This is a genomic window from Sulfurimonas gotlandica GD1, assembly GCF_000242915.1.
GTDB classification, from domain to species: Bacteria; Campylobacterota; Campylobacteria; order Campylobacterales; family Sulfurimonadaceae; genus Sulfurimonas; species Sulfurimonas gotlandica.
Genome location: NZ_AFRZ01000001.1, coordinates 53,882 through 80,189, shown reverse-complemented (window position 1 = coordinate 80,189; position 26,308 = coordinate 53,882). Strand labels below are relative to the sequence as shown.

The following is a 26,308-nucleotide window of genomic DNA, read 5'->3' as shown; positions in this document are numbered from 1 at the left end:
ATGTAATACTATAATGATAGAAGCACTTGAAAAAGAGGCTCAGCATAACGATATTAGTATAAATGCATCAAATAATATTTTTACTGTATTTATCGAACTTTCTCAAAATATGATTAATTATTCTAAATCTGCACAGGTAGATGAAAAAGCTTTAAGACCACAAGGATTAATCCTTGTCTCAAAAAGCGGTGAAGGTATCTACCATATTCATAATCAAAATATTGTTTCAATTCAAGATAAAGAAAAGATAGAACCTAAACTACTAGAGATACAATATTTAGATAGAGATGGCATCAAAAAAAGATATAGAGAGCTAAGAAAAAGTGGTCAGAATACACATTGTCAAGGTGCTGGAATTGGCTTTTATGAAATTGCAAAACGATGTAATTCTATTGAATATGAGTTCAAGGAAATCAATGAAAATAAATTTTATTTTTATCTCAAAACAACTATAATAACAAACAAAAATTAAAAAAGAACTTGGATGTTCACAGTAATGCATTTCACTCCGTATTGGGCTCACTTGTTCGAGCACTAATGCAAAGAAAAAAACTTATAGAGGGATAATTGTTATATCAGTTATCTCACTGCTTGCACCTAGTCTCATAGGTGGCCCCCAAAAACCTGTACCTTTATTTACATAAATCTGTAAGTTCTCATTGTGCTGATGAAGACCGCTTATGTAAGGCTGTACAAGATTTACTAAAAATTTAAATGGATAGAGTTGCCCTCCATGAGTGTGACCACTTAAAATCAAGTCAACACTATCTTTAACCTCTTCTATGTATCTAGGCTGATGTGCTAAAAGTATAGTAGGTGACTCTTGAAGCTTGTGAAGAGCTCTGTCTATGTCTGGCATGTATGTTTTAGTTCTGTATCCAAAGACATCGTATACACCTGCTAGATTAAAGCCTTCTCCATCTTCACCAATGTAGACATTTTCATTTTCAAGGACTCTGATACCAAGAGCTTTAACTGTCTCTATAATAGTTGCTATTCCATGAAAATACTCGTGATTACCTACTATAAAAAAAGTCCCGTATTTAGAGTTTAATCCTTTTAGTTCATCAAGTGTTTCTTTAGCATGTTTTACATCTATATCTACAAGGTCTCCTGTTATTACAACTAGGTCAGGATTTAGTGCGTTTACTCTTTGGACTATCTTATGTATGAAATCTTTATCTATAAGACCGCCTATGTGTATGTCACTAAGCTGGACTATCTTGTATGGTTTTTTCAAGTTTTTTATTTTTATATTTACTTTCTCTAGTTTTACATATCTTGCCTCATACATTGCTCTTGCACTAAGTGAAGATGCAACAACTAGAGAGGAGATATCAAGTGAGCGTTTAAAGAAGTTTCTTCTCTTTTGAGATATTGGCGAGTGATGGAGTATAACTCTGGATATATCATAAATTATAGCCGTACAAAAGAGTAAAAAAAGTATGCCGATAGGAAGCGAAAAGAGAAAATATAGCCAGTTTGGAATATCTACATAGTAGCGACCAAGCATGTAGCCGATGATGCCAAAAAAGTTAACTATGAGAAAGACGCGAAGGTAGAGTTTGTACTTATCTTTGATATCTAATTTTGCAATTAGTCTTTTGGAAATGTACATATTTATAAGGATAAAAACACCTAAAAAGGCTGTGAAAAAAAGTATTGGATTCATATTCAAAGTATAACAGAGAAAACTAAACCTATTAATTTAATTTGGATTTATATATCAACGGCTATACTCTCTCAACACAAAAGGAGAATCAATATGATGAAGTTTTTAATAGCTCTATTTTTAGTCGCGACAATGTCGTATGCTGAGGAAATGGGAACAAAAGGTGGCTCTTGTATCTTGAGTCAAGATGGTCAAGTAAATGTAAGTTGGAAAGCTTATAAAACACCTGAAAAAGTAGGTGTAGGCGGAATTTTTGACAGCGTAAAGTACACTGCAGTTGCTCCAAAGGGAAATAACTTTCGTGAGATACTTGTAGGTTCAAGCGTAATGATTGACACAGCAAGCGTTAACTCTAAAAATAGTGATAGAGATGTTAAACTTGTAAAATTTTTCTTTGATCAGATGAGTTCTAGAAATATAAAAGCAGAAATTGTAGATATTAAGTCAAATAAGCGAATAAAAGGTCAACCAAAAACTGGTGTAATGAGTGTTGCGGTAACTATGAACGGTATTACTAAAAATGTAGCTATGCCATACATTTTTAACGAAGGTGATCTTAGTGCAAGCGGAAACATAGACCTTTTAGACTTCAGTGCATCTAAAGCTCTATCTTCTATCAACGAAGCTTGTTTTGATCTTCATAAAGGTAAGACTTGGAGTGATGTTACTATCGGTTTTCAAACTAACATCAAGTTTGAACTTTGTCACGCTAAATAAAAGAAATAGCACTCTTAACAGCATTGATATAACTAAGAGTCTTTGCTTCGCCTTTATAGGCAATGTCAAAAGCTGTTCCGTGGTCTACTGATGTTCTGATTATCGGTAGGTTTAGTGATACGTTTATGCTCTCATCAAAGTATAGTGCTTTTAGCGGTGCTAAACCTTGGTCGTGATACATCGCTACAAAATATTTGTAGTTTTTTCTTGCATGAGGTGTAAAAGCTACATCTGGGACTATTGGACCTATGAACTGCTCGAAGCCTAATTTTTTATTTGCACTTTTTATAGCTTTAGTTATTCTAAGTTCTTCATTTCCCAGAACACCATTATCACCGGCGTGAGGATTTAGTCCAAGTACGGCTACTTTAGCATCTCCGATTGAGTTATGCAGGTCTATAAAAAACTGTTTTAGTTTTACATACTGTATAGATGCAGCCACTTCTTTAAGAGGTATATGCTCTGTAAAAAGTGCTACAAACATCTTCTCACAGCCTAGCATCATGATAGCATCTCTGTCAAAGTATTGGCGGAGTAGGTCGGTGTGACCTTTGTACTCTAAACCAGCTAGCATCCAAGCCTCCTTATGAATCGGCATAGTCACGACTGCATCTGCTTTTTTATCTTCACAAAGTTTGATACCACTCATGAAAGAATCATAAGAGTACTTGCCAGATGCAGAACTAACTTTTCCGGCTTCTATGTTAAACTCACCATTAACTGGATGCAGGTTTATATCGTTTGGTGTTTTGGCATGTAGAAGTTTAGTAGCTTGTGAGAGCATCTCGGAGCTGATACAGTAGATAGGGTTACAAAGTTTGGAGACTTCTTCGTGAGCTTTTAGAGCTATCTCTATGCCTACTCCGTTTAAGTCGCCAACGCTGATGGCAATGTTGTGTTTAGTCATTATCGTGTAGTGAGTCTTCTCATCTCTCTAACAGCATCTGCTAAACCGCTAAATACACTTCTAGCAATGATACTTTGACCGATGTTTAACTCAGTGATTTCTTCAATGGACATCATATGAGAAACGTTGTGGTAGTTTAGTCCGTGACCGGCTGCAACTTCGAGTCCGAGTTTTTTTGCATGAGTCGCCGCTGCTTGAATCTCTTCTAGAGACTTCTCAAGTCTGCTAGCTAACTCATAACGAGGAAGTTCAAGCTCTTTTACTGAGTGGTTTGAGTGAGGAAGTGAAGAGTTTAGCATTGCAAAGATGTTGGCAAAACTTCCAGTGTGAAGTTCAACCATCTCAGCCCCTAACTCTTTTGACTTTTCCATTGCTTCTATAGTAGGATCAACAAATAGTGAAACAGGGATAATAGAATCGTGAAGCTGTTCTATAGCATAAGATATTTGATCTTCATAAGTAAAAACATCGAGTCCACCTTCTGTTGTTACTTCTTCTCTTTTTTCAGGAACTAAAGTTACACGATGCGGTTTTAGCTTACATGCAATGTTTAAAATTTCTCTGTTTATTGAACATTCCAAGTTTACAGGCAACTGTGAGTGAATCATAATATTTTTTGCATCTATGTCTTGAATGTGTCTTCTGTCTTCACGAAGATGTATTGTAATCTGGTCAGCGCCATTAGCACAAGCCACGAAAAGCGCATTTAGGATGTCTGGGTCGTTAACGCGTCTTGCTTCTCTTAAAACTGCTACATGGTCTATATTTACACCTAACTTCATTGTACTCACTGTCTCTATCCTTTTGCTTCATTCATAAAATTTATATAATCGTTTTCTAAGTTTGTATGGTCGATTAAATCACCCATATGTACCTGAACTACTTTTTTCTCTTTGTATGGCGCATGTTTAAACACACTTTCTAGAGTATCGTTGATAAATACTGGAACTACATCAAGATTATTTGCTTTTGCAATCTTCTGTGCTCCACTTTGAAATTCTAATATATCTGGTGTTTTATTTCTCTCACCTTCTGGGAAGATGTAAATGTTAAAGTCATCTATCTTTGAGAGTGTCTTTTTAATTTCTTTGAAAAATTTTAATAGACCTTTTCTGTTTTCCAAATCAACACTTATACATCCGCTATATCTAAAAAAGTCACCGTAAAATGCATCAAAAAGTTCTTGTTTTGCTATCCAAGTTCCATTTTTATTATGCTTTGAGAAGATATGCTCCATAACAATTATGTCAAGCAGAGAACGATGGTTTATTGCATAGAGCACCTTGTCTTTTTGAGGTACTTCACCGATTAATTCTATTTCAATATTTAGAAATTCAATGACACCATTTGAGTATGATTGTCTATCTTTTGAGAGCTGTGTATAAGCAGGTTTTAGTGATATAAAGGGATGAAAATATGTGCGCTTGAATATTTTAATATGTCTATATCCAAGCTCAATCATAAATATAAACTTACCTAGTGTTTTTAGCATTAATCCCTCTTGAAAAATTATTTGTTATTTGAACGGTAACCAGGGTGTTGGTAGTCATTTCTCTCACAAGCTGTGAAAATTGACATAATCCCTAGTGCTAGTATAATTGTAAATATTGTTGTTTTCATGATTTATCCTTTCTTAGAAACTATTTTTTATTATATCATTGATTTTATTTATATTATCCGTATTTGCAAAACAGTTCTTGTCACCACAGACCATAAAGCTGGCATCTTGAGATAACTTTTTATGTGTAAATGGATATTCTAGAGAACTTAGTTCATAAGAGTTTGCACCTAGGTTATAAGCATTTGATTTTATAACTCTGTCTCCTCTAATATGTCTTAGCATCTGACGCAGCATATATGGATATATTACAGGTCTTCTTCCTAGTTCATAAGAGTTGTACTCCAGAGTTTTAAAAGCAAAATGAGAGTATTTTTCATCTTCAAGAAGAGTACCTAGAGAGATAAGAACATCTAGCATGATACTTACTGAACTTGTGTAAGTATTGTCCGCAATATCAGCTTTTGTCTCAAACTCTCCGTTGCTAAAGTTCCAACTTCCTTTTTTGTAAAACTCTTCTAAAGCTATGTTTGCAAACCTTTGAGCTTGAATAAGATATAGTTCATCTTGAGTAGCATTGTATGCAGCTATTAGTGCTTGAGCAAGATAAGCATAGTCTTCTAAAAAAGCTTCTACTTTTGGAGTCTTATGGATAAGAGTAGTGTGATAAAGTTTAGAGTCTATAAACATAGTTCTAAGCAGTGCGTCTAGGCTTTTTACAGCTCTATCTTTATACTTAGAATCTATAGTTCCAAGAGTAAAAAGTGCTTTTATCATCATACTAGACCAAGATGTTTGAACTTTTTTGTCTATAAACGGATACTCTCTGTTTTTTCTCAAATCTTGCAAAAGAATTTTTACTTTATCAAAATACTCAGGGATTTTTTCACCATTAAAGCGGATAATATTTTTGCCTTCAAAGTTACCATCATGTGTGACTTCCATCTCTGCAAGCATCTCTTCTATATTCTCATACCCATTATCTGATAGAGACTTATAAACTTCATCGTATGTATATACAAAATAAATTCCTTCTTCACCTTCACTGTCCGCGTCACTTGCACTATAGAAAAGATTATCTTCACTCATAAAGTTATACCAAAAATCTGCAATCTCTTTGGCAGTAATCAAAAAACTTTCATCTTTGTAAGTCAGGTAAGTATTTGCATAAAGGTCACAAAGTAAGGCGTTATCGTATAGCATCTTCTCAAAGTGAGGAACTCTCCACTCACTGTCTACTGAGTAGCGACAAAAACCGCCGTCAACAAGGTCGTACATACCACCTTTTTTCATAGACTCCAATGTGTGAATAAGCATAGCCTTAGCTGCTTTGTCATCATATAGTTTATCAATAGTTAGAAGTGTACCAAGCGTAGATGCATGAGGAAATTTAGGAGATACTGAGAAACCTCCATCTCTTGGCTCATAATTGTTTTTTACCTGAAGCATAAAGTTTTTAGTAAACTCTTCTTTTAAAACTGTTGCTTCTGTTGGATGTTTTTCCGTTTTTAAAAAGCTTTCCACTTCATCAGCATTTTTATAGAGTTGAGGATCATTTTCTTTTACTTTTGAACCTATGAGTTTTGTAAGTTCTTTAAACCCCATACCTTCAATTGACCCTTGTTGGGATTCAGGTGGTATGTAAGTTCCTGCAAAAAATGGCTTATTTTGAGGAGTACAAAAGATAGATGTCGGCCAACCGCCTGCACGACGGTTAAGAAGCATATGAACTTCTTGGTAGTGCTTGTCTATATCCGGACGCTCTTCACGGTCAACTTTGATACAGACAAAGTGCTCATTTAAAATATCTGCACATTCTTGGTTTTCAAAAACTGTCTCTTCCATTACATGACACCAGTGACAAGATGAGTAACCTATACTAATGAAGATAGCTTTATTTCCTTTTTTGGCTTTTGCAAATGCTTCGTCACCCCAGGCAAACCAATCAACCGGATTTTCTTTATGTTGCTGTAAATATGGAGAATCTTCTTTTTCTAATCTATTTGGCATAATAATTTTCCTATTTATAAAAGTGTATAAATTAAATTATTTGTAGGGTAGAGAAATAATGATGAGAGATTGCTTAAGTTATTTTGATTTATTGAATATTTAGAAAAAAATTAGAGTGCAGACATTATATTATTCCGATGTAAAAAAGAGATAGTATTCTAAGTTGTGGCTCTCTATTGGCTGTCGAAGATTTAGCCCTTTAGTGGGTTAGTGATACCTCATAACAGTTGTAAAGTGTCAGCATCTAGTAATTCCTAAAGTTGTATCATCTAATACCAAGCTTAGTAAGAACAAATATAACACTATAGTAAGCGAGTATAGTCATAAGTATCGAAATAGACAAACTTGGATAAAAACTCAATCCTTTTTTAATCAGAATCGGAAAAGCAATAAATAATGTCATAGATGGAACAATTAACCATATAATAGAGTTTGAAAATTCCACTGCACTATTACTGTCATTTGTATCTACATACATCCATATCATTGCCAATATTGACACCAAGGGAATTGCAGCTAACATTGCACCCATTAAACTATTTCTTTTAGCTATTTCAGAGATTAATACAATTAAAAGTGTAGTTATTATTAATTTAACAATATAGTAAGACAATTATAATTTCCTTTATAGTTGGGTAAGCACGCCTGAACTTTACAGGCTTGCTAATAATCATTTACCTGTATAGTTGGCACCTGTAATCTCACCAGTAAGACTTACGAAAATATAAAGAGTTTGTTCCGTTTTATTTGTAATCTTTTTATTTTCATAGCTAACTACCCATTCCATATTATGATGAAATTGTTTTTTATTCATATCTTTAATTGGAATATTTGACCAACTTTTCTCAACTTTTCCAGACTGAATTAATCTTGTAAGTCCTTGATTAGCCTGTTTTTTAACAACTGATTGACTTACTTTTGCTTGCGCATGACTATGCCCATGTTCGCCATCATGGCTATGCCCACTACCTGCATATAGTGTTGTGAAACTTAGTGCTAATGTAACTGCTGTTGCTTTTATTAATGTTTTCATTGTTTTCCTTTATAAACTATCATGTGTATAGTTTTGTTGTTCAGCTTTTTTCATATCTAAATGAATATGATGATGCTCATCCTTGTTAAATCCAAATTCTTCTTCATTTGTTGTATGTAGATAAGCATGTAGTTGCATTAATAACAACATAAAACCAGCAAACATCAATACATGATTAGCCACTTTACCAAGTCGTAAAAAAGATGCTGTTCTTCTCCACTGTGTCAATACAATAAGCATGAAAATTAGAGCAATAATCTGTCCAATTTCTACACCTATGTTGAATGAAATTATTTTTATTAGCATATCTAAGTTTTGCTCACCAAGTGGTAATTGTTGCAATCTTGTAGATAGTCCAAATCCATGTATAAATCCAAATATAAGAACCATTACTAATAAGTTAGGAGATTTTACACCTAAATAGTTTTGAAATCCTTTGTTATTATCAAATGCTTTATAGATAACACTAATAGCGATAACAGCATCTATAAGATAATAATTTGCATTGATACTCATAAAAGTAGCAAATATCAAAGTGATGCTGTGTCCAACAGTAAATATTGTTACAAACTTTAGAATATCTTTAGTTGTTGTAAGAAAAAATACAACTCCAAAAAGAAAAAGTAAATGGTCATAACCACTCAACATATGTGTTGCACCTAACCAGATATAACGAAGGTTACCTCCGTCAAGCATTGCCTGTGTGTCAGCTGCTGAAATTCCATGTGCATATGCAGATGTATTTAGCAAAAAAAACGAGACAAATAGAAAAAATATTTTCATTTTGTTCCTTTGTAATTATGATAATAAAGTAAGTTAAAGTAAAGAAATTAGATTTTAGGAGGACGAAAAAGTGACTCTAACGTAGGATTTGGAATCCAAAAAGCAGTTTCTAAATATGCCTGTTTTAGATTTTCAAAGTCATATAAATTCATATCGTAAATATTAGTAATCATGTCTGCATAATTTATATTTATTTGTGAATGACTATGCTTATGTTGATGATTAAAACCATTATGAGAATGATGATGTCCATGTATATGAATAGCACACTTATGAATATAATTATGAAGATGGTCTTCATTTAAAAAAGTTTTTGTTGCATAGGCACTGCTACTTGCTAAATGAAAAGCAATTAAAATAATTATAATATACTGTTTCATAGTGTTTTAATGCCTTTTGTTGGGGTACTTAGTCATAGTTTTACTTCACAACTCTTAATGTTGGATTATAGCACAAGTTTAAAATTCTCCCTCAAAATGAAGATAGAGTTGAGAAATGCTTTAGTTTCAGCTCTTAGTGACAAAGACTTTGCAAAAAACTTCTCACTGCACTTTTAAATTCATCTGGATTTTCTATCATACTCACATGACCACTCTCGCTTAAACTTACAAGCGTTGAGTTTTTTATCTTGCTTGCCATTTGCTCCATTGTCTCTTTAGGTATTATCTTGTCATTTTCGCTAGTAATAAGTAAAACAGGAATGTCTATCTTGTTTAAACTTTGAGTTGTATCAGTTCTGCTAATCATCGCTAAAAGTGCTGCTTTTATAGCTATGGAGTTAGTGTTCATGACTTTATCTTTTATTTTTAGTGGCTCTTCTTTGACAAAGTCTTCACTAAAAGCAGCCGAGAAAAAAGCATCTATAAACGGCTCAAGCCCTTTAGCATCTATGTTTGAAATGCCTGCAGCTCTTTTTAGTTTTGCTTCATCACTATCACTGTTTGTTGCAGTATTTGCAAGTATCAACGCCTTGTAGTTTTCTCTTTCATTTGCTCTAAGTGCTATATAACCACCCATAGAAAATCCACAAATGATGGGCTTATTTAGCTTTAATCCCAAAACAACACTCTCTAAGTCTTGAACATAACTCTCCATAGTAAACTGAGCAGTTTCTATCTCAGACTTACCAAACCCTCTAATATCATATGAGATGCAATAATACTCATCTTTAAACTCATCTATCACATCATCCCAAAGTGTATGATCAAATGGAAATCCATGTATAAAAACTATAGCTTGGTTGGTTGCTTTACCAAAAGTGTGAACACTTATACCATTGATCATTCTTTGCATCTTAAATCCTTTTTTACTATCTCTAAATCATACCCCTTATTATTAACATCTTAGCTTTAAACAAAAATATTATTTTACATCTCCAGTTTCGTTTTCAAAAGGTTCTCTATAAATATTGTGTTAATTTTTTTTGTATTATTTTGCTTAAATAAAGATAGAAGCTAGAAGAGTTTATATCAAAAATAGTTAGAGATTTATTATAGGATATTTTCTAAGCCGGATATCATCTTCTTAGCTATATGATCCTCAATACCAAATCCTTGCGCCTTGTCTACAAATTTTTGCATATAATCAATATGCCATTGTTCATCTATATATCCTTCATAAGGTGGACGTACAGCAAGCGGATCACAAAATCCATTATCTACTAAGCATTGGTATTCAGGTGTGTTGTTTTTTTCTAAAATTTCTAAAGCATCTGTGATGCTCTCGTTAATTTGATCAACTGTATCTTTTTGCATCATTTGAAAATTCTCATGGTTGAGATATTGTGCAATTAACTCTTTTACTTCAAAAGAGCAGTCCTCATCAAAAATCATCTCATACTTATCATCTTCTATTATTTCATCATAAATATCTTCATACATATTTTCAATAACAGTTTCATAGTCCTCATCAGTGTAGGAATGTCCTAATTGAGACATTATTTCATTAAGCATTTAAAAATCCTTTTATTTGTTCTAATATCGTAAGTTTAACATAGATCTGAATATTGGTAAATTAGTTGGATTTAAAGTAAATATTTTAGGCTAAAAAGTGAGTTTTTGAACTCAATTTTTAGCTATAAGAGAGAGATCTTGAAATGCTTATTTCAGAATTTTAGTCTTTGGCTTTTTTTGTTTTTTTATCATTTCGTTTCTCTTTTAAACTTTTTGTTGCTGTTTTTTTAACTGTCTTCTTTGCATCTTGACCTTTTGCCATAATATCTCCTTTATTTAGATTTGTAAATCATATTGTCGTTCACACATTCTATACGACTTATGCTTAAAGCTAATGCTAAGATTATATTCTTCCATAATGGACACTTTTTCATGCTTTTATTCTGCGTAAACACTGTTGTTTCAATTTATATGATATAGTTCGACAGTTAAACTTTACTTCTTGTTGTATATTATTATATATTATTTTTATATAGTGAAATATATTTTTAATGGAACTAGTTTTGCTTGTTAATAGAGTATATGAATAAAGGTTTATTTGGTGAAGAATTGAAATCAGAGAATAATTCTGAAGAAACAATATCTGTAAGTAAAATCAAGAATAGAAATATGATTTTTAGTAGATATTTTACAGATCACATGACAAATCTTCCTAATGTATATCAGCTCAGAAGAGATTTAGAAAATCAGGAAGAGTTTACATTGATAATATTTAATGTAGATAATTTTAGAACAATAAATAATTTTTACGGCTGTATGGTCGGTGACTATGTAATAGAAGAGCTTGGACAATACTTTAAACATAATCTCCAAAATCATAAAACATACAGACTCACAGGTGATGAGTTCGCATTTGTAATAGCGAAGAAAATGTTTTTTTATGACATAAAAGAGCATCTAGTCAATCTTTGTGAAGAGATGAAAGACTTTATTGTTAAGTATATTGATTCCAATATATATGTAGATTTTACACTTGCATCATCTGCAAGTAAAGATAATTATAATATATTTTCAAAAGTTTCTATGGCCTTAAGGCATGCAAAAGACACAGGTTCAAACTTCTGGATATATGAAGATACAATGAATTTTGAACAAGATTATGCAATCAAGTTACAGCTCTCTGAAACCGTCAGAGAAGCTGTAGGAAATTATAGAATAATACCTTACTATCAAGCTATTGTGGATACAAAGACATCTAAAATACAAAAGTATGAGTGTTTGGCAAGACTAGTAGATATAAACGGAAAAATAGTCTCTCCACTTCTTTTTATCCCAATAGCAAAAAAGATTAAATACTACAGTATGGTCACGAAAATCATCATTGATAAATCATTCAAAAATTTTGAAACTTTGGACTCAGAGTTTAGTATAAATCTTTCAATAGAAGATATTGTAAAGAAAGATATGTTTGATTTTATTATGGATAAACTAAAAAATTCTAATATATCAGATAAAGTAACTTTTGAAATACTAGAATCAGATGCAATAGAAGATTTTGAAAAAGTAGATCGTTTTATAAAAGAAGTCAGAAGATATGGTGCTAAAATAGCGATAGATGATTTTGGAAGCGGGTACTCTAATTTTTCTTACCTTACTAAAATTAATGCTGATTATATAAAGATAGACGGCTCTCTTGTTAAAAATATTGATAAGGACAATAACTCATTTATAGTTGTAGAATCAATAGTTCAATTTGCTAAAAAGCTAGGTATTAAAACCATTGCAGAATATGTTTGTTCAAGTGCAGTTTTTGAAAAAGTAAAAGAACTAAAAATTGATTATTCACAAGGATTTTATATAGACGAGCCTTCTTTATTCACTTAAACAGATTAAAAACCAAGAAGATATTGGTTCTGACTCTATTTAATCTTGTTTTAACAGCTTAACTGTAAAGCAAGCACCTTTATTACTACTATAGACTTCAATCACACCGTTAAGATGTTTTTCTATAATCATCTTGCTCATATAAAGTCCTAGACCTGTTCCAGTTTTTTCATCTTTAGTTGAAAAGTATGGGTCAAATACTTTTGAGAGTATATCAGCATCTATTCCACCACCGTTGTCACATATTTTTGTATTTATATATGTCTCATCTTCATACACTTCAATATCTATTATGGAGTTTTTTTTATTTTTAAATGAGAGAGCATCTTTAGCGTTGTTGATTATATTAACAAATACCTGCATTAGCTCCCTTGGATAAGCATAAACTTCTTTTTCTGTCTGGTAGGAGATTTTGAGTTCTATATTGTGATTTTTGAGACTATCTTTTACAATAGATAAAGTTATATCAAATATATCCCTTATATTGACTTTTGAAATAACTTTATCTGGTTTAAAAAAGTTTCTAAAATCATCGATGGTATGAGAAAGATGTTTAGTCTGTAGAGTGATGTTGTTTGCATATTTTTCTGCTTCAGTTTCATTAAATTTATCCATAGCAATATCAAGTAGCATGTTGTTTGCATCCATAGAGATAATGGAGATCGGTTGTCTCCACTGATGAGCTATCATGCCTATCATCTCTCCCATTGCAGCTTGACGTGATTGGTTGATTAGCATCTCATCTTTGTGTTTGAGTTCTGTAATATCAACAAAGTTAATAATTATTTCTATTATTTCATTTTTATCGTTAAAAACGGGAAAACCATTTACTAAAACCCAGATAACATCAATTGTATTTTGCTGAACAATGCCTAGCATCATATTTTCAATTTGTTTTTTTGTTCTTATAATTTTGTTTACAGGATATTCTTCAACTGGAATAATATCTTTGCTCGCATCTAGAAAATTCCATTCAGGGTCTATTGCCTGCATGCCTCTTAGTTGTTCATCATTTAAACCGAGGAGTTCAGATGCTTTTGGATTATTCATGATTATGGATGTATCTGGAGCATGAACAACAACGCCAACACTCAGACTGTTTAACAAATCACGAAGTTTCTCTTCACTTTTTTTTAATCTTTGCTGATCTTTTTTTTGACTCGTAATGTCTTCAATTATTGCAACAAAATAGTCAGGATCATTATTTGTTTTTCTCACAAGACTTCCCGTAAGATTGATCCAGACAATATCACCATTCTTTTTAAAATAGCGCTTATGCATTGAGTAAGTTTTGATATCATCGTGGAGAAGCTGATTGATGTAATTTAAATCATCTTCTAAATCATCCGGATGAGTTATGTCTTGAAATGTTTTTGTTAATAATTCCTCTTTTGTATATCCTACAATATCACTAAGTTTTTTATTGACTTCCAACCATGTTCCATCTAAATTTACGCGAGCTACTCCAACGGCTGCCTGATCAAAAGTACCTCTGAATTTTCTCTCACTTTCTATTATTATTTTATTTTCTTCTTCCCCTGCATTATCAATTTTAATACCCATATAACGAGAGATATAATGAGATAGTAGACCTATGAATATCATTATTAATATTGTTATAGTTGCAGATATTAATGCAGGATTTATTATTGATGATTGAATTATATATATAGTAGCAATCACGCTAACTATAACTGATAAAGTTGAAATAGGAAATATAAATTTAAATAAATAATTACGAGTAGCGGTATCTTTATAGAAATTTATTACGAAGCAATTAACATCTATAAATATAATAGCAATAGAAAGAAATAAAAAAGAAACTGCTGTTGTAAGTGCCATAGGGATGGTATTATGTGTTTCATAAAAAAAAGGAGGTCCATATAGATATGATAAACAAAATGTAAAACTTACCATTAATGATAATTGTCCAAAAATAGCCACAAAAAGTTTATTTAGTGTGTTTTGTTTTAATGATAATCTCTGAATTGTAAAAAATGTTATAGAGAGCCCTGAAGTAAAAAATAGAGCTCCAGTTGCAGGAGACATTCTAGCTATTGGAACGCCATTTAAGTATCCTTGAATTGGTACAATAGAATCCTCATAATTTAAATCCATATCAATAAAATAACCAACTACTTCCAATACACCAAAGAGAGATACAGACAAGGAAGCTATTAAAACTAAAGCTAAAATCTTTTTTGAGATTTCTTGCATATATAAGACTATTAAACTAATACCAAGGATAAGAAAGCCAACTCCTGTACTCGGTGCCATTGGAATATATTCGTAATTTATTCTTCCAAGTAAGTCCATACCAGGGAGATAACTCAATAGTCCAAAAAGAGAGATGATAATTGAGATTAATATACTTTTATATCCGATTGATCTTAACATTATATTTCAACCATCCTATAAGTTTAAATATTAATAAATTTAATAAAACTAATTCATTATACTCTAATTTTTTCTAAATTATGTTAGCTAGACTTTTTTAACGCTTAAAATATTTGTTATTAATTTCATTAAAGAAATATAACGAGACAAACAAAGTACAATATCATAAAATTGTGATAAAGTGCGCTTAATGAATATTGACTTTAAAGTCCAACAGATAACATTAGATAAGTTATTTAAAATGTCACCGATTACCATAGGCGGTAGTTTTGTCATGATGATGATAGTCGGTTTCTTATTTTACAACATAGTGCCTATCTATGTGATACTGTTAGGGCTGTTTATGCATGTGATTGTGCTTATATACAGAACAGCTATTTGTAAGAGTTACTCAAAAAACAAAAGTAAAATCACGGATCTGATTACACTCAAAAAATATAAAAAATATTATGTAATTGGTACTTTTTTAAGTGGAATAGTCTGGGGACTCTCTGTGGTCCTTCTCTTTTTTGAAGACTCTATAGAATACCAGTTTTTCTTGTACACGGTAGTGGTTGGACTCGCAGGTGCCAGTGTTGTTACTCTTAGTGCTGTATTTCAAGTATATATCTCTTTTATAGTTCCGATGCTTGGAATCAGTGCGACTTATGCATTTATGCAAGAGGGTGATATATATACTGCTACGGGTGTTTTTATTACTGGTCTTATCATCTTTTTTTACATATCAGGGCGAAGCTATTACAGAAACTTGGTCGACTCTATCGTAGATAAAGAGAGTGTACTCAATACACAGCATGAAGTTGTAAGTAGACTCTCTAAAGCTGGTGAATATAGAGATAATGAGACCGGTATGCATATCACAAGAATGAGTTACTCTTGCAGTCTTTTAGCAAAAGAGTGCGGATATGGTGAAGATTTTGTTACCAGCATATTATACGCAAGTGGGATGCATGATATTGGCAAGATAGGAATCCCTGATAACATACTTCTAAAACCGGGAAAACTAGATGCAAATGAAAGAGCTATCATGCAAGAACATGTAAATATTGGTAAGAAGATTTTAGAAAACAGCAACTCAAAACTAATAAAACTCTCAGAGAGTATTGCATATACACATCATGAAAAGTATGATGGAACTGGTTATCCAAATGCACTAAAAGCTTTGGCTATACCAATTGAAGGAAGAATCACAGCCATTTGTGATGTTTTTGATGCTCTTGTTTCTAAGAGACCTTATAAGAAAGCTTGGACTCACCAAGATGCAATTGACTATATTACAGAGGAGTCATCAAAACATTTTGATCCTGACTTAGTTAAGAAGTTTGTACTTATATACCCTGAAATCAAAACTTTTTATGATAAACACGCTTGAAAGATAAATAGATACTAATTCATTATTAGTTATAATCCTCTCAAATTATTTTAAATGGTATATGTATGTTAAAAAAGATAGTTGTTATTTTTGTATTAGTTGTAGTTATCATCTCTATAGGAATGTTTTACTACAAAAATGAGATAAAAGAACAAAAGATATACCATATAATGGACCAGCTTACAGTAACTCTTGAGTCAGAACTAAAGTCTTATAAGATGGATGACTTAAAGATGGCACTATTATTATCAAAAAACCAAGCCTTAGTAGATGCTTTAGAAAATGAAGATGAAGACTTAGGTTATAAGATACTAGCAGGCATCACTACTACAATCAAAAAAAATACAAATATACTTATAAGATCACAAATTATTACTAAAGAGCTAAATATCTTTGCAAGAAGTTGGGATGATGTATATGCGGGGATGCCATTAGGTGACTATAGAACTGACTTGAAATATTTTGAGACGCATACAACCCCTCGTACTTCCATAGAAGTAGGAAGACGTTTAGGTATAAAAGCTACAGTTCCTATATATAAAGATGGTGAACTTCTTGGTTTTGTAGAAGTTATCTCTTTTTTTAAATCAATCACAGACTTCTTTAGCTCTATGGGTGTTGATGTTTATGCTCTACTTGATGTTAAATATATAGATAGCGCAGTACTTATGATGGAAAATTTAGCTATTGACAAGTACGTTGTAGCAAATAGAAACTATAACTATAGTCATATTCAAACGCTAAACAAGATAGACTTCAAAGAACTAAGGCTAAGCCATGTACTAAATGCTGATGGTAAGTATATTTTTTATGAGACTATGTATGATGGAGATTTTAAAGCTATAGGTGCATTTGTTTTTGTTTTGCCAGAGAGATATCTAAACTATTTTAGAAATCCTGAAGACGATATATCATTTCTTATAAATGTTACAAGAAGTGGCCTTTATGATGTTGTAAAAGAAGAGAAGTATGAGAAGAATATATATGATGACTACTCCGCCACTTCAATGGTATATCTTCAAGATGTTGTTGACAAAGAAGACAGACAAATGTTTTTAGATGAAGCATATGAAAAGTTTGATGAGTATTCTAAAGATGAACTTATTCAGATGATGCTAGAGAGAAAAATAGTTAAAAAGATAGATGGGAAAATCAGATGAGAATTTTATTATTAGAAGATGAGTATTCACTGCGAATAAGTATAGAAGAGTTTTTAACAGACTTAGGTTATGAAGTAGATGGTTTTATGGATGGACTCGAAGCTTATGATGCTGTATATGATAAGGCTTATGATATTTTGCTGCTTGATGTAAATGTCCCATCACTCAATGGATTTGAACTTTTAAAGAAACTCAGACTTGATGACATAAAAACCCCTGCAATCTTTTTAACATCTATGACAGATATGGATGACTTAAAAGAGGGTTACAGAAGAGGGTGTTGTGACTACATAAGAAAACCATTTGATTTAGAAGAGTTAGAACTTCGCATAGATCAGGCATTGGCAAGCTTCTTTAATGATGATAGCTCAGTAGTAAATATTGGCTGTGATATCTCTTATGATATGAAAAAGAGTAAGTTAACACTTAAAGATAATGAGATAATCCTTAGAAAGACAGAACAAGATCTCTTAGAAGTCCTTATAAAAAATAAAAATGCCATAGTATCTACTCAGATGTTTCAAGATGAGGTTTGGGGAGAATATGTAGAGCCTGCTACGATAAGAGTACAGCTAAACAATCTACGTAAAAAACTACCCGATGGTGTTATCCAAAACAGAAGAGGACTAGGATATATAATTGAAAGATAGCCAATACTCTGCAAAGTATGCACTAATATATACTACACTAGTTTCAGTGATACTTTTAACTCCACTCTTTTTCTATTTCATATATATGAAAAACATTCACTCAATTCAAAATGAGTTGTTGCTCAAAGAGAAGTCCCTCTTAGTTATAAAAGCGATGCAGGAGTACAATGAAAATGATGTCTATTTTGAATACCCGAGATTTAAAACATTTGAATCTGGTCTTTATGATCAGAGTTTTCAACCAATTTTTTCTTTGGTAAACTATAAGATAAAGTACTTTAAAGATGGATATCACTTAGATAACAATGACGCTTACCTGATTGTTAAACTTCCAAAAGATAGATATTTCGGTGCAAAGTATCTCATAGTCAAGAACCAACTCTCTTTCGCTGTAGTCTATGAAAAAGTAATGTACATACTCTTTAGTGTAGTTATATTAGTTTTTATATTGAGTATGATCTTCTTACAAAGTTTTGCTAAACCATTTCAAAAGATGAACAAAAGACTAGATAACTTTATAAAAGATTCCATGCATGAGATAAACACACCACTCTCTATTATCAGTGTAAATATTGACCTTTATAATAGAAAGAATGAACCAAACAAGTATATGCAGAGAATGAAAGCTGCAACAAAGGTCTTATCAAACATATATAACGATATGGATTATCTAATAAAGCATGACAGACTTAAGCATGAAAAAGAAAATATAGATATGGGTGCTTTTTTAAAAGAGAGGATTGAGTATTTTAGTGAAGTCGCTCTGATGAAAGATATTAAAATTAACTCTGATATAAAAGAGTGTACAAATATAGAGATGAATTCAAAGCAACTTCAACGTGTAATTGACAATACTATATCTAATGCGATTAAGTACTCATATGAAAACTCAAAGATAGACATAAAGCTATATATGAAAGATGGAAAGTGTCATATGAGTTTTAGAGATTATGGGGTTGGAATAGAAAAAGTAGAAAAAATCTTTAGTAGATACTATCGTGAAGACACTAACAAAGGCGGTTTTGGTATCGGACTAAACATTGTAAAATCAATCATTGACAAGGCTAATATAGAACTTATAATAGATTCAACTCCAAAGATAGGAAGTGAATTTCTCTACGTTTTTCCATTAACTTCTACAAAATAAAGATAATTTAATCTGATTTTACATAAATTTTACACTTAGAAGATAAACTTGCTCCTGAAATAAGAATAGGAGGAACAAGAATGAAGAAAACTGTGATGATATCACTACTTGTAAGTGCTTCACTTTTCGCTGCTGATTATAGTAGTGTTATAGAGAAACCAAATGCAAGTGAGCTGATTCAAAAAGATCTATTGGCTCCAGCTAAAACATTTACTATGCCGGCTGGTTGTATTACAACTGATCCTAAGGCTATCGCAAGAGGCGCTTTTATATTCCATAATTTAAATGGTTCAAAAGTAAAAGGCGATACACCTGAAGGTTTGGCTAAAAAGCAAATGCAAGAAGGCAAGACATATATGCCTGGCGACAAAATACCAGATAAACAATATGGAAACTGTGTTGCTTGTCATAATATAGAAGGTGCAAAAGGTGCTGGAAATATTGGTCCGGATTTAACAGGTTATAAAGATATGTTTATGGCAACTGGTGTTAGAGATAATCAATTTGTTTTTCAAAAAATTGCTGATCCTCGTATAGATAATAAAGACACACACATGACCGTTAACTTAACTACTAAGTTATTTACAACTAAAGAGATATGTGAGATTACTTCATATATTGTATCTCCAAAATAAAGGAATAAAAATTATGCAAAGAAGAGAATTTTTCAAAAAGTTAGGTGCAGTAGCTGCAGTTGCTGCTGTTACTCCATCAATTAGTTTTGCAGCTGAGGCAAAAAAACCAACAGGTCCAAATGAGCTTTCATTTAAAGCTGCTGTAGATGCAATAACTGGTGGTAAAACTCCTGTTATTTCTTCAAAAATCACGCTTAAAGTACCGGAAATCGCTGAAAATGGTGCTGTTGTTCCTGTAACTGTTGAGGTAGACTCTCCAATGACAGATGCTGATTATGTAAAAGCTATCCATATTTTTGCTACTAAAAATAATAATAGTCGTTGTATTGATGTTCATTTAACTCCGGCAAATGGAAAAGCGATGTTCGCAACTCGTATTAAACTTGGTGGGACTCAAGATGTTGCAACTGTTGTTGAGCTTAGTGATGGAACATTTTTAACTGCTAGTCAAAATGTAAAAGTTACTATTGGTGGATGTGGTTGATTTTAACCAACTAATACAAATTTAAAATATAAAAAATTAAGGAATTAAGAATGGAAAAAGGTAAATCACTAATTAAAATCAAGCCAAAAAAATTTAAAGATGGCGAAGTTGTTAAAGTAAGTTTTATGGTTATGCATCCAATGGAAACTGGTATGCGTAAAGACAAAAAAACTAAAGAAATAGTTCCAGCTAAATATATCAATAGTGTAAAATTTAACTATAACGGTAAAGTTATTACAACTATGAACGTATGGGAATCACTATCTACTAACCCTGTATTTACAACATATATGAAGATAAATGGTGCTGGTGACCTTACTGTTACATATACTGATAACACTGGTGAAGTAAACGAGCAAAGTACAAAGATTAAACCAAAAGGATAATCAATGAAAACAGGAATTAAAATAGCACTATCTATTGCACTTCTTTCTTCATTGTCTTTTGGAGGCGAACAGTTCGCAATGAGTGATGCAGACCGTGCAATGTATGCTGAGATGCTAGAAAACAATCCAGCTGATATTATGGTTGCCAATGGTGGAGAACTATTAAGTAAGTATTGCGGTGGAGATGCTGGTTTAGCGGCATTTTTAAATGTAAGTGAAGATGAACTACCGGCATATATAGCAGGTTTTCCTCGTTACTTAGAAGATTTTAAACAAGTAGTTGGGGTAGATCAAGTTCTTCAGGGATTAATGAGTAAAAATGGACATAAACCATTTGAGCTTAAAAGTTCAGAAATGTTTGATATGAGTACTTATGCTAAAACTCTTGCTAATGGTGAGAAAAGTAATATTGATATCAATGCAAATCAACATATGAAAGATGCTTATGCGCTTGGTAAGTTAACGTTTGAACAAAAGCGTGGTGGACGTGGTTTAGCATGTTTAAGCTGTCACTCTAGTGATGTTATAGGTTCAGTTTTAAGAACTCAACCACTACCAGACCTGAGTAACAAAGGTGTCGCAGTTGCAGCAACTTGGCCGGCATATAGAATGACTAAATCATCTCTAAGAACTCTACAACGTCGTTTTCAAGGTTGTATGAAAAACGCTTTATTAAAAGTTATTCCTCTTGGTTCACCAGAAATGGTTGCATTAGAAGTCTATCTTACTGATCAAGCTAAGGGCGCAGAAATAGCTGTTCCTGGTATTAAGAGATAGGGAAACAGAATGGAAATTTCTAGAAGAGACTTTATGCACATAGCAGCAATTTTTGGACTAAGTGCTGCTACAAGCGGTATGGCTAGTCCAAAAACACCCGCTCAAATATCTTTAAAAGATATTTATGCTTTTAAAGCAACGGGTAATTTTACTCTATTACATATGTGTGATATTCATGCTCATATTAAACCACTATACTGGAGAGAACCGTCTACTTTGATCTCTGCTCCAAACTTAGTCGGTACACCTGGCTTTTTATGTGGTGAAGCTTTTGCAAAACATTACGGATTAGAGCCAAGCTCATTAGATGCTTACTTCGATACGCATATGGATTTTGATACATTAGCTAAGAAGTTTGGAAAAATGGGCGGTATAGCTCATATGAAAACATACCTTGATCATGTAAGAAAAGAGCGTGGTGCTGAAAATGTACTATTCTTAGATTCTGGAGATACTTGGCAAGGTACTGGTGTTGCATTGAAAACTCAAGGTGAAGCTATCGTTAAAGCTCAAAACTACCTTGGTGTTGATGTAATGGTTGGACACTGGGAATTTACTTACGGTAAAAAAAGAGTTCTTGAGCTTATTGATATGTTAGATGCTAAGTTTATCTCTCAAAATGTTATTGGTAACGATCCATTTGCTGATGAGTATGAAGAACTGATTTTTGAACCGTATACGATTCAGGAAAAGGGTGGAGCAAAGATCGGTATTATCGGTCAATCATTTCCATTCACATCAACTGCAAATCCTAAAGAGTTTACAGAGGGTTGGAGTTTTGGTATTAGACCTGAAACACTTCAAAAATATGTAGACGAGTTAAGAAAAGAGCACAAAGTTGATTGTGTTGTTGTTCTTTCTCATGATGGCTTTAGTGTTGATCAAGAAGTTGCTCGTATGGTTCATGGTATTGACTTTATCTTAAGCGGACATACACATGACCCTTCACCTAAGCCTATTACAATCAACGGTACTGTTATCGTTATTGCAGGTAGTCATGGTAAATATGTTGGTCGTTTAGACATAGATGCTAAGAATGGTAAAGTAAATAACTATGAGTACAAGCTTGTTCCAATAGCATCTAACATGATTCCGGCAGATCCTGCAGGTGTTAAACTGGTAGATGAGCTATATGCACCGTTTGCTAAAGAGTTTAATGAAGTTCTAGGTAAGACTAAAAATACTCTATATAAGAGAGATACTTTCTTCTCGACTTTTGATCAGCTGATTAATGACGCTATCATGGATGAGATGAAGTGTGATATCTCTTTTACTCCTGGTTATAGATGGGGAACAACGGTTTTAGCTGGTGATGATATCTTAATGGATAATGTATATGAGATGTGTGGTATTACTTACCCTAACGTTTATACATTTGAGTTAAAAGGTTCTAAAATTGCAACTCTATTAGAAGATATTGCGGATAATGTATTTAATGCAAATCCTCTTTATCAGCAAGGTGGTGACATGAGTCGTCTTGGCGGTGTAACGTATAGCATCGCTGTTGCAAATAAAGCTGGTAAGAGAATTTCTAAACTTATGATTGGAGGTAAACCTATAGACTTGAATAAGACATACATAGTTTCTTCTTGGGGTGGTAACTTACAAAATGCAGGATCAAATCTTCAAAAAGATAAGATCAGAGCAGTGTATGATGTTACTCGTGACTATATAAAAAGAAAAAAAGTTGTTGATGTAAGTAATGAAGGTAATGTTACTATCGTTGATTACGACTGTGGTTGTCCGACAAAAGGCTCTAGAAGCTGTTAAACAAAGGCAGATGGTAGCTCTAACTACCATCCAATCTGAATATGTTAATAATAACAAAGTCAAACGCTTTATTATAACATGTACTAAAAAAGAAAAAAAGGGTATACAATGAAAAAAAGTTCAATGATTAAATTAGCTGCTGGAGCAGCTGCGGTATTACTAATGAGTACATCAGCACAAGCTGGTTATACAATGAAGAAAAAAGTTGGTGATATAGATACTAAACTTACTTTCTACGGTTTTGCACAACTTGAAGCAGTTGGTGGTGACGGTATGAAAATCAAAGAATCTGGTTCAGTAGCAAAAGCTAACTCTGATGTTGCATTTAGAGCACAGCGTATTCGTCTTGGTTGGAACTATGTAGCTGGTAAAGCTTTTGCTAAAGTTTTCTTAGATTTTAATCAAAAAAATGATCCGGGTGATGCTGGTAGTGATGCTACAGATGGTGCGGCTATGCCTGGTATGATAAAAGATGCTTTCGTTGGTTATCTTGCAGATGACGCATTTTTTGTGAAACTTGGTCTTATGAAAATGCCAAATGGTATGAGTTTTACTATGCCAGGATGGAATCTTGACATTACTGAAAGAGGGCTAGATAAGTCACTTGCAATGGAAAGAAATACAGGTCTTATGATTTCTGGCCGTGATATCGGTTTTGGAAATAATGGTAAAGTAAATGGTTTTGAGATGGGTCACGAACGTCCATGGATAGGTTTTGGTTACGATATTATGGTAGCAAATCAAGCAAGTAGAAGTGCAGCGGCAAACAGTATTGAATTTGGTGGAAATGCTTATGCGGTTCGTGGTATGTTTGACTATACTGAAAAACTTCACATAGAAGCTTCTTATGCTGTATCTGAAAATGCTGATGGACTAAATGCATTAACTACAAATGGTGAAGATTATTCAAACTATAACATTGGTATTGACTCAAACTTACAAGAGTTAAGCCTTAAAGCTGAGTACTTTGATGCGCATAACATCACAGGTATAAAAAATTATGATGAACAAGTATGGACAGCAACAGCTGGTTATCTTGTAACTCCAACCTTAGAATTAGTTGGTAAACATATGCAAGGTACAGCTAAAAATCCTGCATCTGCTACAAATTCGAAGAGTTCAGAGTTAGGAAATACTTACTTAGGTTTCAATTTTTTCATCAACCCTCCTTACGAAGGTTTTTCTCGTATGGAAAAACGTAATAGAAATCAGCACAAAATCGCATTTAACTACATTGTAGCAAGCGGTAACGGTGCAACTGAAGTTGCAGCTGATAAATGGAGTGGCTTAAGTGGTTATAGAGCTGATGCATTTATAGCTCAGTATCAAATAAAATTCTAGACTAAATTAAAAAAGGTTACGCTTTGAAATCACTTCTAATACTTTTAGTGTTCATTCATTCTCTCCTAGCTTTTGATTATACTCTTAAGCCACAAAAAGTCAGTGCAGAGACACACTGCTTTTTTGGCTTGCCAGAGGTGATGGACGAGCGTAACAACGGTAATATGGTCAACTCCTGTTTTGTTAATATGGGGACTAGCTATCTTGTGATAGATAGTGGTCCTACATACTTGTACGCAAAACAAGCATACTCAAAAATGAAAGAGATTAAAGATCTTCCAATCTCTTATGTTATAAATACTCATACACACGATGATCACTATTTAGGTAATTCATTTTACAATGAAATAGGTGTTGATATTGTTGGCTCTAATGAGTTTGAAAATGAGACAAAACTAGAAAAAACTAGAATGCAAATGAATATACTTGAAGATGCTTATTCAGGGACTAAACAAGTATTTCCAAATATTTTAGTAGAGAATAAAACAATAAGTATAGATGCTAAAGAAATAAACATAGAAAGTGTAAATAAAAAAGCTCACACAAAAAGTGATCTTTTAATTTATATACCGGAATTTTCGACAATTTTTGTTGGTGACTTAGTCTTTAATGAAAGAATACCATCCATAAGAGATGGAAATTTAAAAAATTGGATAGAGGCACTGGATAAAATAAAATCTATGGATGTAAAGTATATTATAGGTGGTCATGGAAAAATAGTAGACAAGAGCTCAATCGATGCTACATATAAATACCTGACTCAGTTAGTGGATAAGATTTCATTAGCATTAGAAAATGGGATAGATATAGCCGATACTGTAAACAATGTTAGCATGAAAGATTTTAAAGATTTTAAGATGTACGGTTCTCTACATAGACAAAATGTTGAGATAGCGTATAGAATGTTGGAGTGGAGCAGTGAATAAGATACTAATCGTTTTACTTATTACTGCTTCTTCTCTTTTATCAGTTGAGTTTCACTCGTATAAAGATGCTTTAAAGCTTCAAGAACAGAGTAAAAAAATCATAATGATAGATGTAGTTAAAACAGGATGTCACTATTGTGAAGATATGGACAGAAATGTTTTTAGAGACAAAGAAATGAGTAAGTGGTTAAATGAGAGATTTATCTCTGTTAAAATAAACTTAAACAATGAAGAGTTGCCACTAGGTATAAAAGTACATTTTACACCTACCTTTTATTTTGTAGATTCAAATAAAAAGATATTGAAGACAATACCTGGTTCTTGGAATATTGAGGACTTTAAAGATCTTACAAAGGGGATTAAATGATTAAATTTCTACTTGTTTTACTTACTTTTGCTTTATTGGCATCTGCTGAAACAGAGTTTGCAGAGCCAAAACCTGCTATTGATAACCAACGTCAAATAGTTTTTTCCATAAAAAGTGCAAATGATGAAGATATACATCATGTGCTAAGTAGTGCAAATAATGTGCTGAAGTTCTATGGTCCTGAAAATGTTCAGATGAGAATAGTTGCTTATTATCACGGGATAAAAGCTCTATTAAAAGCCAACAAAGAGATAGCACTTAGAGTAAGAGCTTTGAAACTTCTTGATGTAGAGTTTGTAGCTTGTGGCAACACAATGAAGACAAAAAATATAAAAGAAGAAGAACTAATAGAAGATACCCAAATCGTAACGGCTGGAATAGTTGAGATGATAGAGAGAGTTAAAGAGGGCTGGGTCAACATAGTCCCTTAATCTGGTTAA

At 32.7% G+C, this 26,308-nt stretch carries 28 protein-coding genes; 16 read left to right on the top strand and 12 right to left on the bottom strand.

Annotation, left to right across the window (positions count from 1 at the left end; genetic code table 11):
• The first annotated feature begins 13 nt into the window (after positions 1–13).
• Positions 14–472, top strand: a complete 459-nt coding sequence (locus SMGD1_RS00405) for a SiaB family protein kinase (RefSeq protein ID WP_008338393.1) — start codon at positions 14–16, stop codon at positions 470–472.
• Positions 473–553: 81 nt separating this feature from the next.
• On the opposite strand, the gene SMGD1_RS00400 is transcribed toward SMGD1_RS00405, so the two are convergent.
• Positions 554–1,672: a metallophosphoesterase gene (locus SMGD1_RS00400; protein ID WP_008338589.1), complete on the bottom strand. Its 1,119-nt coding sequence runs from the start codon at positions 1,670–1,672 to the stop codon at positions 554–556.
• A 93-nt stretch (positions 1,673–1,765) separates the two neighbouring features.
• Between SMGD1_RS00400 and SMGD1_RS00395 the strand changes: the two genes are divergently transcribed.
• Positions 1,766–2,389 (top strand): YceI family protein, encoded by a 624-nt coding sequence (locus SMGD1_RS00395; RefSeq protein ID WP_008338557.1) that lies wholly within the window; start codon positions 1,766–1,768, stop codon positions 2,387–2,389.
• Here SMGD1_RS00395 and pdxA read toward each other — a convergent pair.
• From pdxA to SMGD1_RS00345, 10 genes are all read right to left on the bottom strand, one after another.
• Entirely contained in the window at positions 2,382–3,296 is a 915-nt protein-coding gene (gene pdxA / locus SMGD1_RS00390; RefSeq protein WP_008338474.1) for a 4-hydroxythreonine-4-phosphate dehydrogenase, read from the bottom strand. The genes SMGD1_RS00395 and pdxA overlap by 8 nt on opposite strands.
• The gene (locus SMGD1_RS00385; protein ID WP_039920189.1) at positions 3,296–4,078 is read right to left on the bottom strand and encodes a pyridoxine 5'-phosphate synthase; all 783 of its coding nucleotides are present in this window, start codon (positions 4,076–4,078) and stop codon (positions 3,296–3,298) included. Before SMGD1_RS00385 ends, pdxA begins: the two co-directional genes overlap by 1 nt.
• Before the next feature lie 14 nt (positions 4,079–4,092).
• Positions 4,093–4,788: a lysophospholipid acyltransferase family protein gene (locus SMGD1_RS00380; RefSeq protein WP_008338650.1), complete on the bottom strand. Its 696-nt coding sequence runs from the start codon at positions 4,786–4,788 to the stop codon at positions 4,093–4,095.
• A 141-nt stretch (positions 4,789–4,929) separates the two neighbouring features.
• Positions 4,930–6,864, bottom strand: a complete 1,935-nt coding sequence (locus tag SMGD1_RS00375) for a thioredoxin domain-containing protein (RefSeq protein ID WP_008338483.1) — start codon at positions 6,862–6,864, stop codon at positions 4,930–4,932.
• Positions 6,865–7,129: 265 nt separating this feature from the next.
• Positions 7,130–7,477, bottom strand: a complete 348-nt coding sequence (locus tag SMGD1_RS00370) for a DUF3147 family protein (protein ID WP_008338217.1) — start codon at positions 7,475–7,477, stop codon at positions 7,130–7,132.
• 57 nt (positions 7,478–7,534) lie between these two features.
• Positions 7,535–7,897 carry a DUF6488 family protein gene (locus tag SMGD1_RS00365; RefSeq protein ID WP_008338301.1) on the bottom strand — a complete coding sequence of 121 codons (363 nt, stop codon included), beginning with the start codon at positions 7,895–7,897 and terminating at the stop codon, positions 7,535–7,537.
• 9 nt (positions 7,898–7,906) lie between these two features.
• Complete coding sequence (locus SMGD1_RS00360; RefSeq protein ID WP_008338515.1) at positions 7,907–8,680, bottom strand: HupE/UreJ family protein; 774 nt, start codon at positions 8,678–8,680, stop codon at positions 7,907–7,909.
• 47 nt (positions 8,681–8,727) lie between these two features.
• On the bottom strand, positions 8,728–9,060 hold the full coding sequence (locus SMGD1_RS00355; RefSeq protein ID WP_008338327.1) for a hypothetical protein: 333 nt from the start codon (positions 9,058–9,060) through the stop codon (positions 8,728–8,730).
• Positions 9,061–9,193: 133 nt separating this feature from the next.
• Complete coding sequence (locus SMGD1_RS00350; RefSeq protein ID WP_008338506.1) at positions 9,194–9,973, bottom strand: alpha/beta fold hydrolase; 780 nt, start codon at positions 9,971–9,973, stop codon at positions 9,194–9,196.
• A gap of 197 nt (positions 9,974–10,170) precedes the next feature.
• A complete protein-coding gene (locus tag SMGD1_RS00345; protein ID WP_008338503.1) occupies positions 10,171–10,632 on the bottom strand; it encodes a hypothetical protein in 462 nt (153 codons plus the stop codon).
• A 522-nt stretch (positions 10,633–11,154) separates the two neighbouring features.
• Here SMGD1_RS00345 and SMGD1_RS00340 point away from each other — a divergent pair.
• Positions 11,155–12,456, top strand: coding sequence for an EAL domain-containing protein (locus tag SMGD1_RS00340; protein ID WP_241761409.1), 1,302 nt, complete (start codon positions 11,155–11,157; stop codon positions 12,454–12,456).
• 39 nt (positions 12,457–12,495) lie between these two features.
• On the opposite strand, the gene SMGD1_RS00335 is transcribed toward SMGD1_RS00340, so the two are convergent.
• Positions 12,496–14,853, bottom strand: a complete 2,358-nt coding sequence (locus SMGD1_RS00335) for a PAS domain-containing sensor histidine kinase (protein ID WP_008338508.1) — start codon at positions 14,851–14,853, stop codon at positions 12,496–12,498.
• 190 nt (positions 14,854–15,043) lie between these two features.
• On the opposite strand from SMGD1_RS00335, the gene SMGD1_RS00330 reads away from it, so the two are divergent.
• The 13 genes from SMGD1_RS00330 to SMGD1_RS00270 all read left to right on the top strand — a co-directional run bounded on the left by SMGD1_RS00330 (position 15,044) and on the right by SMGD1_RS00270 (position 26,299).
• Positions 15,044–16,225 carry an HD-GYP domain-containing protein gene (locus SMGD1_RS00330; protein ID WP_008338518.1) on the top strand — a complete coding sequence of 394 codons (1,182 nt, stop codon included), beginning with the start codon at positions 15,044–15,046 and terminating at the stop codon, positions 16,223–16,225.
• 65 nt (positions 16,226–16,290) lie between these two features.
• Positions 16,291–17,385, top strand: coding sequence for a cache domain-containing protein (locus SMGD1_RS00325; protein ID WP_008338580.1), 1,095 nt, complete (start codon positions 16,291–16,293; stop codon positions 17,383–17,385).
• Positions 17,382–18,035 carry a response regulator transcription factor gene (locus tag SMGD1_RS00320; protein WP_008338272.1) on the top strand — a complete coding sequence of 218 codons (654 nt, stop codon included), beginning with the start codon at positions 17,382–17,384 and terminating at the stop codon, positions 18,033–18,035. Before SMGD1_RS00325 ends, SMGD1_RS00320 begins: the two co-directional genes overlap by 4 nt.
• Positions 18,025–19,182: a sensor histidine kinase gene (locus SMGD1_RS00315; protein WP_008338380.1), complete on the top strand. Its 1,158-nt coding sequence runs from the start codon at positions 18,025–18,027 to the stop codon at positions 19,180–19,182. Before SMGD1_RS00320 ends, SMGD1_RS00315 begins: the two co-directional genes overlap by 11 nt.
• A gap of 80 nt (positions 19,183–19,262) precedes the next feature.
• Positions 19,263–19,817, top strand: coding sequence for a sulfur oxidation c-type cytochrome SoxX (gene soxX, locus SMGD1_RS00310; protein ID WP_008338309.1), 555 nt, complete (start codon positions 19,263–19,265; stop codon positions 19,815–19,817).
• 13 nt (positions 19,818–19,830) lie between these two features.
• The gene (gene soxY / locus SMGD1_RS00305; protein ID WP_008338385.1) at positions 19,831–20,301 is read left to right on the top strand and encodes a thiosulfate oxidation carrier protein SoxY; all 471 of its coding nucleotides are present in this window, start codon (positions 19,831–19,833) and stop codon (positions 20,299–20,301) included.
• 50 nt (positions 20,302–20,351) lie between these two features.
• Entirely contained in the window at positions 20,352–20,687 is a 336-nt protein-coding gene (gene soxZ, locus SMGD1_RS00300; protein WP_008338357.1) for a thiosulfate oxidation carrier complex protein SoxZ, read from the top strand.
• Positions 20,688–20,690: 3 nt separating this feature from the next.
• Positions 20,691–21,464, top strand: coding sequence for a sulfur oxidation c-type cytochrome SoxA (soxA, locus tag SMGD1_RS00295; RefSeq protein WP_008338408.1), 774 nt, complete (start codon positions 20,691–20,693; stop codon positions 21,462–21,464).
• Between the two features lie 9 nt (positions 21,465–21,473).
• Entirely contained in the window at positions 21,474–23,234 is a 1,761-nt protein-coding gene (soxB, locus tag SMGD1_RS00290) for a thiosulfohydrolase SoxB (RefSeq protein ID WP_008340308.1), read from the top strand.
• A 108-nt stretch (positions 23,235–23,342) separates the two neighbouring features.
• Positions 23,343–24,575, top strand: coding sequence for a porin (locus tag SMGD1_RS00285; RefSeq protein WP_008338188.1), 1,233 nt, complete (start codon positions 23,343–23,345; stop codon positions 24,573–24,575).
• Between the two features lie 23 nt (positions 24,576–24,598).
• The gene (locus SMGD1_RS00280; protein ID WP_008338590.1) at positions 24,599–25,501 is read left to right on the top strand and encodes an MBL fold metallo-hydrolase; all 903 of its coding nucleotides are present in this window, start codon (positions 24,599–24,601) and stop codon (positions 25,499–25,501) included.
• Positions 25,494–25,868: a thioredoxin family protein gene (locus SMGD1_RS00275; protein ID WP_008338194.1), complete on the top strand. Its 375-nt coding sequence runs from the start codon at positions 25,494–25,496 to the stop codon at positions 25,866–25,868. The genes SMGD1_RS00280 and SMGD1_RS00275 overlap by 8 nt, the downstream gene beginning before the upstream one ends.
• Positions 25,865–26,299, top strand: coding sequence for a DsrE family protein (locus SMGD1_RS00270; RefSeq protein WP_008338235.1), 435 nt, complete (start codon positions 25,865–25,867; stop codon positions 26,297–26,299). The genes SMGD1_RS00275 and SMGD1_RS00270 overlap by 4 nt, the downstream gene beginning before the upstream one ends.
• The last annotated feature ends 9 nt before the right edge of the window (positions 26,300–26,308 follow it).

What these genes read in the sequence shown, in the direction of transcription:
- SMGD1_RS00285 (WP_008338188.1), top strand. Translation starts at nt 23,343, where the DNA reads ATGAAAAAAAGTTCAATGATTAAATTAGCTGCTGGAGCAGCTGCGGTA.
- soxY (WP_008338385.1), top strand. Translation starts at nt 19,831, where the DNA reads ATGCAAAGAAGAGAATTTTTCAAAAAGTTAGGTGCAGTAGCTGCAGTT.
- soxA (WP_008338408.1), top strand. Translation starts at nt 20,691, where the DNA reads ATGAAAACAGGAATTAAAATAGCACTATCTATTGCACTTCTTTCTTCA.
- SMGD1_RS00365 (WP_008338301.1), bottom strand. Translation starts at nt 7,897, where the DNA reads ATGAAAACATTAATAAAAGCAACAGCAGTTACATTAGCACTAAGTTTC.
- soxB (WP_008340308.1), top strand. Translation starts at nt 21,474, where the DNA reads ATGGAAATTTCTAGAAGAGACTTTATGCACATAGCAGCAATTTTTGGA.
- pdxA (WP_008338474.1), bottom strand. Translation starts at nt 3,296, where the DNA reads ATGACTAAACACAACATTGCCATCAGCGTTGGCGACTTAAACGGAGTA.
- SMGD1_RS00335 (WP_008338508.1), bottom strand. Translation starts at nt 14,853, where the DNA reads ATGTTAAGATCAATCGGATATAAAAGTATATTAATCTCAATTATCATC.
- SMGD1_RS00385 (WP_039920189.1), bottom strand. Translation starts at nt 4,078, where the DNA reads ATGAAGTTAGGTGTAAATATAGACCATGTAGCAGTTTTAAGAGAAGCA.
- SMGD1_RS00330 (WP_008338518.1), top strand. Translation starts at nt 15,044, where the DNA reads ATGAATATTGACTTTAAAGTCCAACAGATAACATTAGATAAGTTATTT.
- SMGD1_RS00270 (WP_008338235.1), top strand. Translation starts at nt 25,865, where the DNA reads ATGATTAAATTTCTACTTGTTTTACTTACTTTTGCTTTATTGGCATCT.
- SMGD1_RS00320 (WP_008338272.1), top strand. Translation starts at nt 17,382, where the DNA reads ATGAGAATTTTATTATTAGAAGATGAGTATTCACTGCGAATAAGTATA.
- SMGD1_RS00395 (WP_008338557.1), top strand. Translation starts at nt 1,766, where the DNA reads ATGATGAAGTTTTTAATAGCTCTATTTTTAGTCGCGACAATGTCGTAT.
- SMGD1_RS00400 (WP_008338589.1), bottom strand. Translation starts at nt 1,672, where the DNA reads ATGAATCCAATACTTTTTTTCACAGCCTTTTTAGGTGTTTTTATCCTT.
- SMGD1_RS00360 (WP_008338515.1), bottom strand. Translation starts at nt 8,680, where the DNA reads ATGAAAATATTTTTTCTATTTGTCTCGTTTTTTTTGCTAAATACATCT.
- SMGD1_RS00380 (WP_008338650.1), bottom strand. Translation starts at nt 4,788, where the DNA reads ATGCTAAAAACACTAGGTAAGTTTATATTTATGATTGAGCTTGGATAT.
- SMGD1_RS00405 (WP_008338393.1), top strand. Translation starts at nt 14, where the DNA reads ATGATAGAAGCACTTGAAAAAGAGGCTCAGCATAACGATATTAGTATA.
- SMGD1_RS00355 (WP_008338327.1), bottom strand. Translation starts at nt 9,060, where the DNA reads ATGAAACAGTATATTATAATTATTTTAATTGCTTTTCATTTAGCAAGT.
- SMGD1_RS00345 (WP_008338503.1), bottom strand. Translation starts at nt 10,632, where the DNA reads ATGCTTAATGAAATAATGTCTCAATTAGGACATTCCTACACTGATGAG.
- SMGD1_RS00340 (WP_241761409.1), top strand. Translation starts at nt 11,155, where the DNA reads ATGAATAAAGGTTTATTTGGTGAAGAATTGAAATCAGAGAATAATTCT.
- SMGD1_RS00325 (WP_008338580.1), top strand. Translation starts at nt 16,291, where the DNA reads ATGTTAAAAAAGATAGTTGTTATTTTTGTATTAGTTGTAGTTATCATC.
- SMGD1_RS00350 (WP_008338506.1), bottom strand. Translation starts at nt 9,973, where the DNA reads ATGCAAAGAATGATCAATGGTATAAGTGTTCACACTTTTGGTAAAGCA.
- SMGD1_RS00375 (WP_008338483.1), bottom strand. Translation starts at nt 6,864, where the DNA reads ATGCCAAATAGATTAGAAAAAGAAGATTCTCCATATTTACAGCAACAT.
- soxX (WP_008338309.1), top strand. Translation starts at nt 19,263, where the DNA reads ATGAAGAAAACTGTGATGATATCACTACTTGTAAGTGCTTCACTTTTC.
- soxZ (WP_008338357.1), top strand. Translation starts at nt 20,352, where the DNA reads ATGGAAAAAGGTAAATCACTAATTAAAATCAAGCCAAAAAAATTTAAA.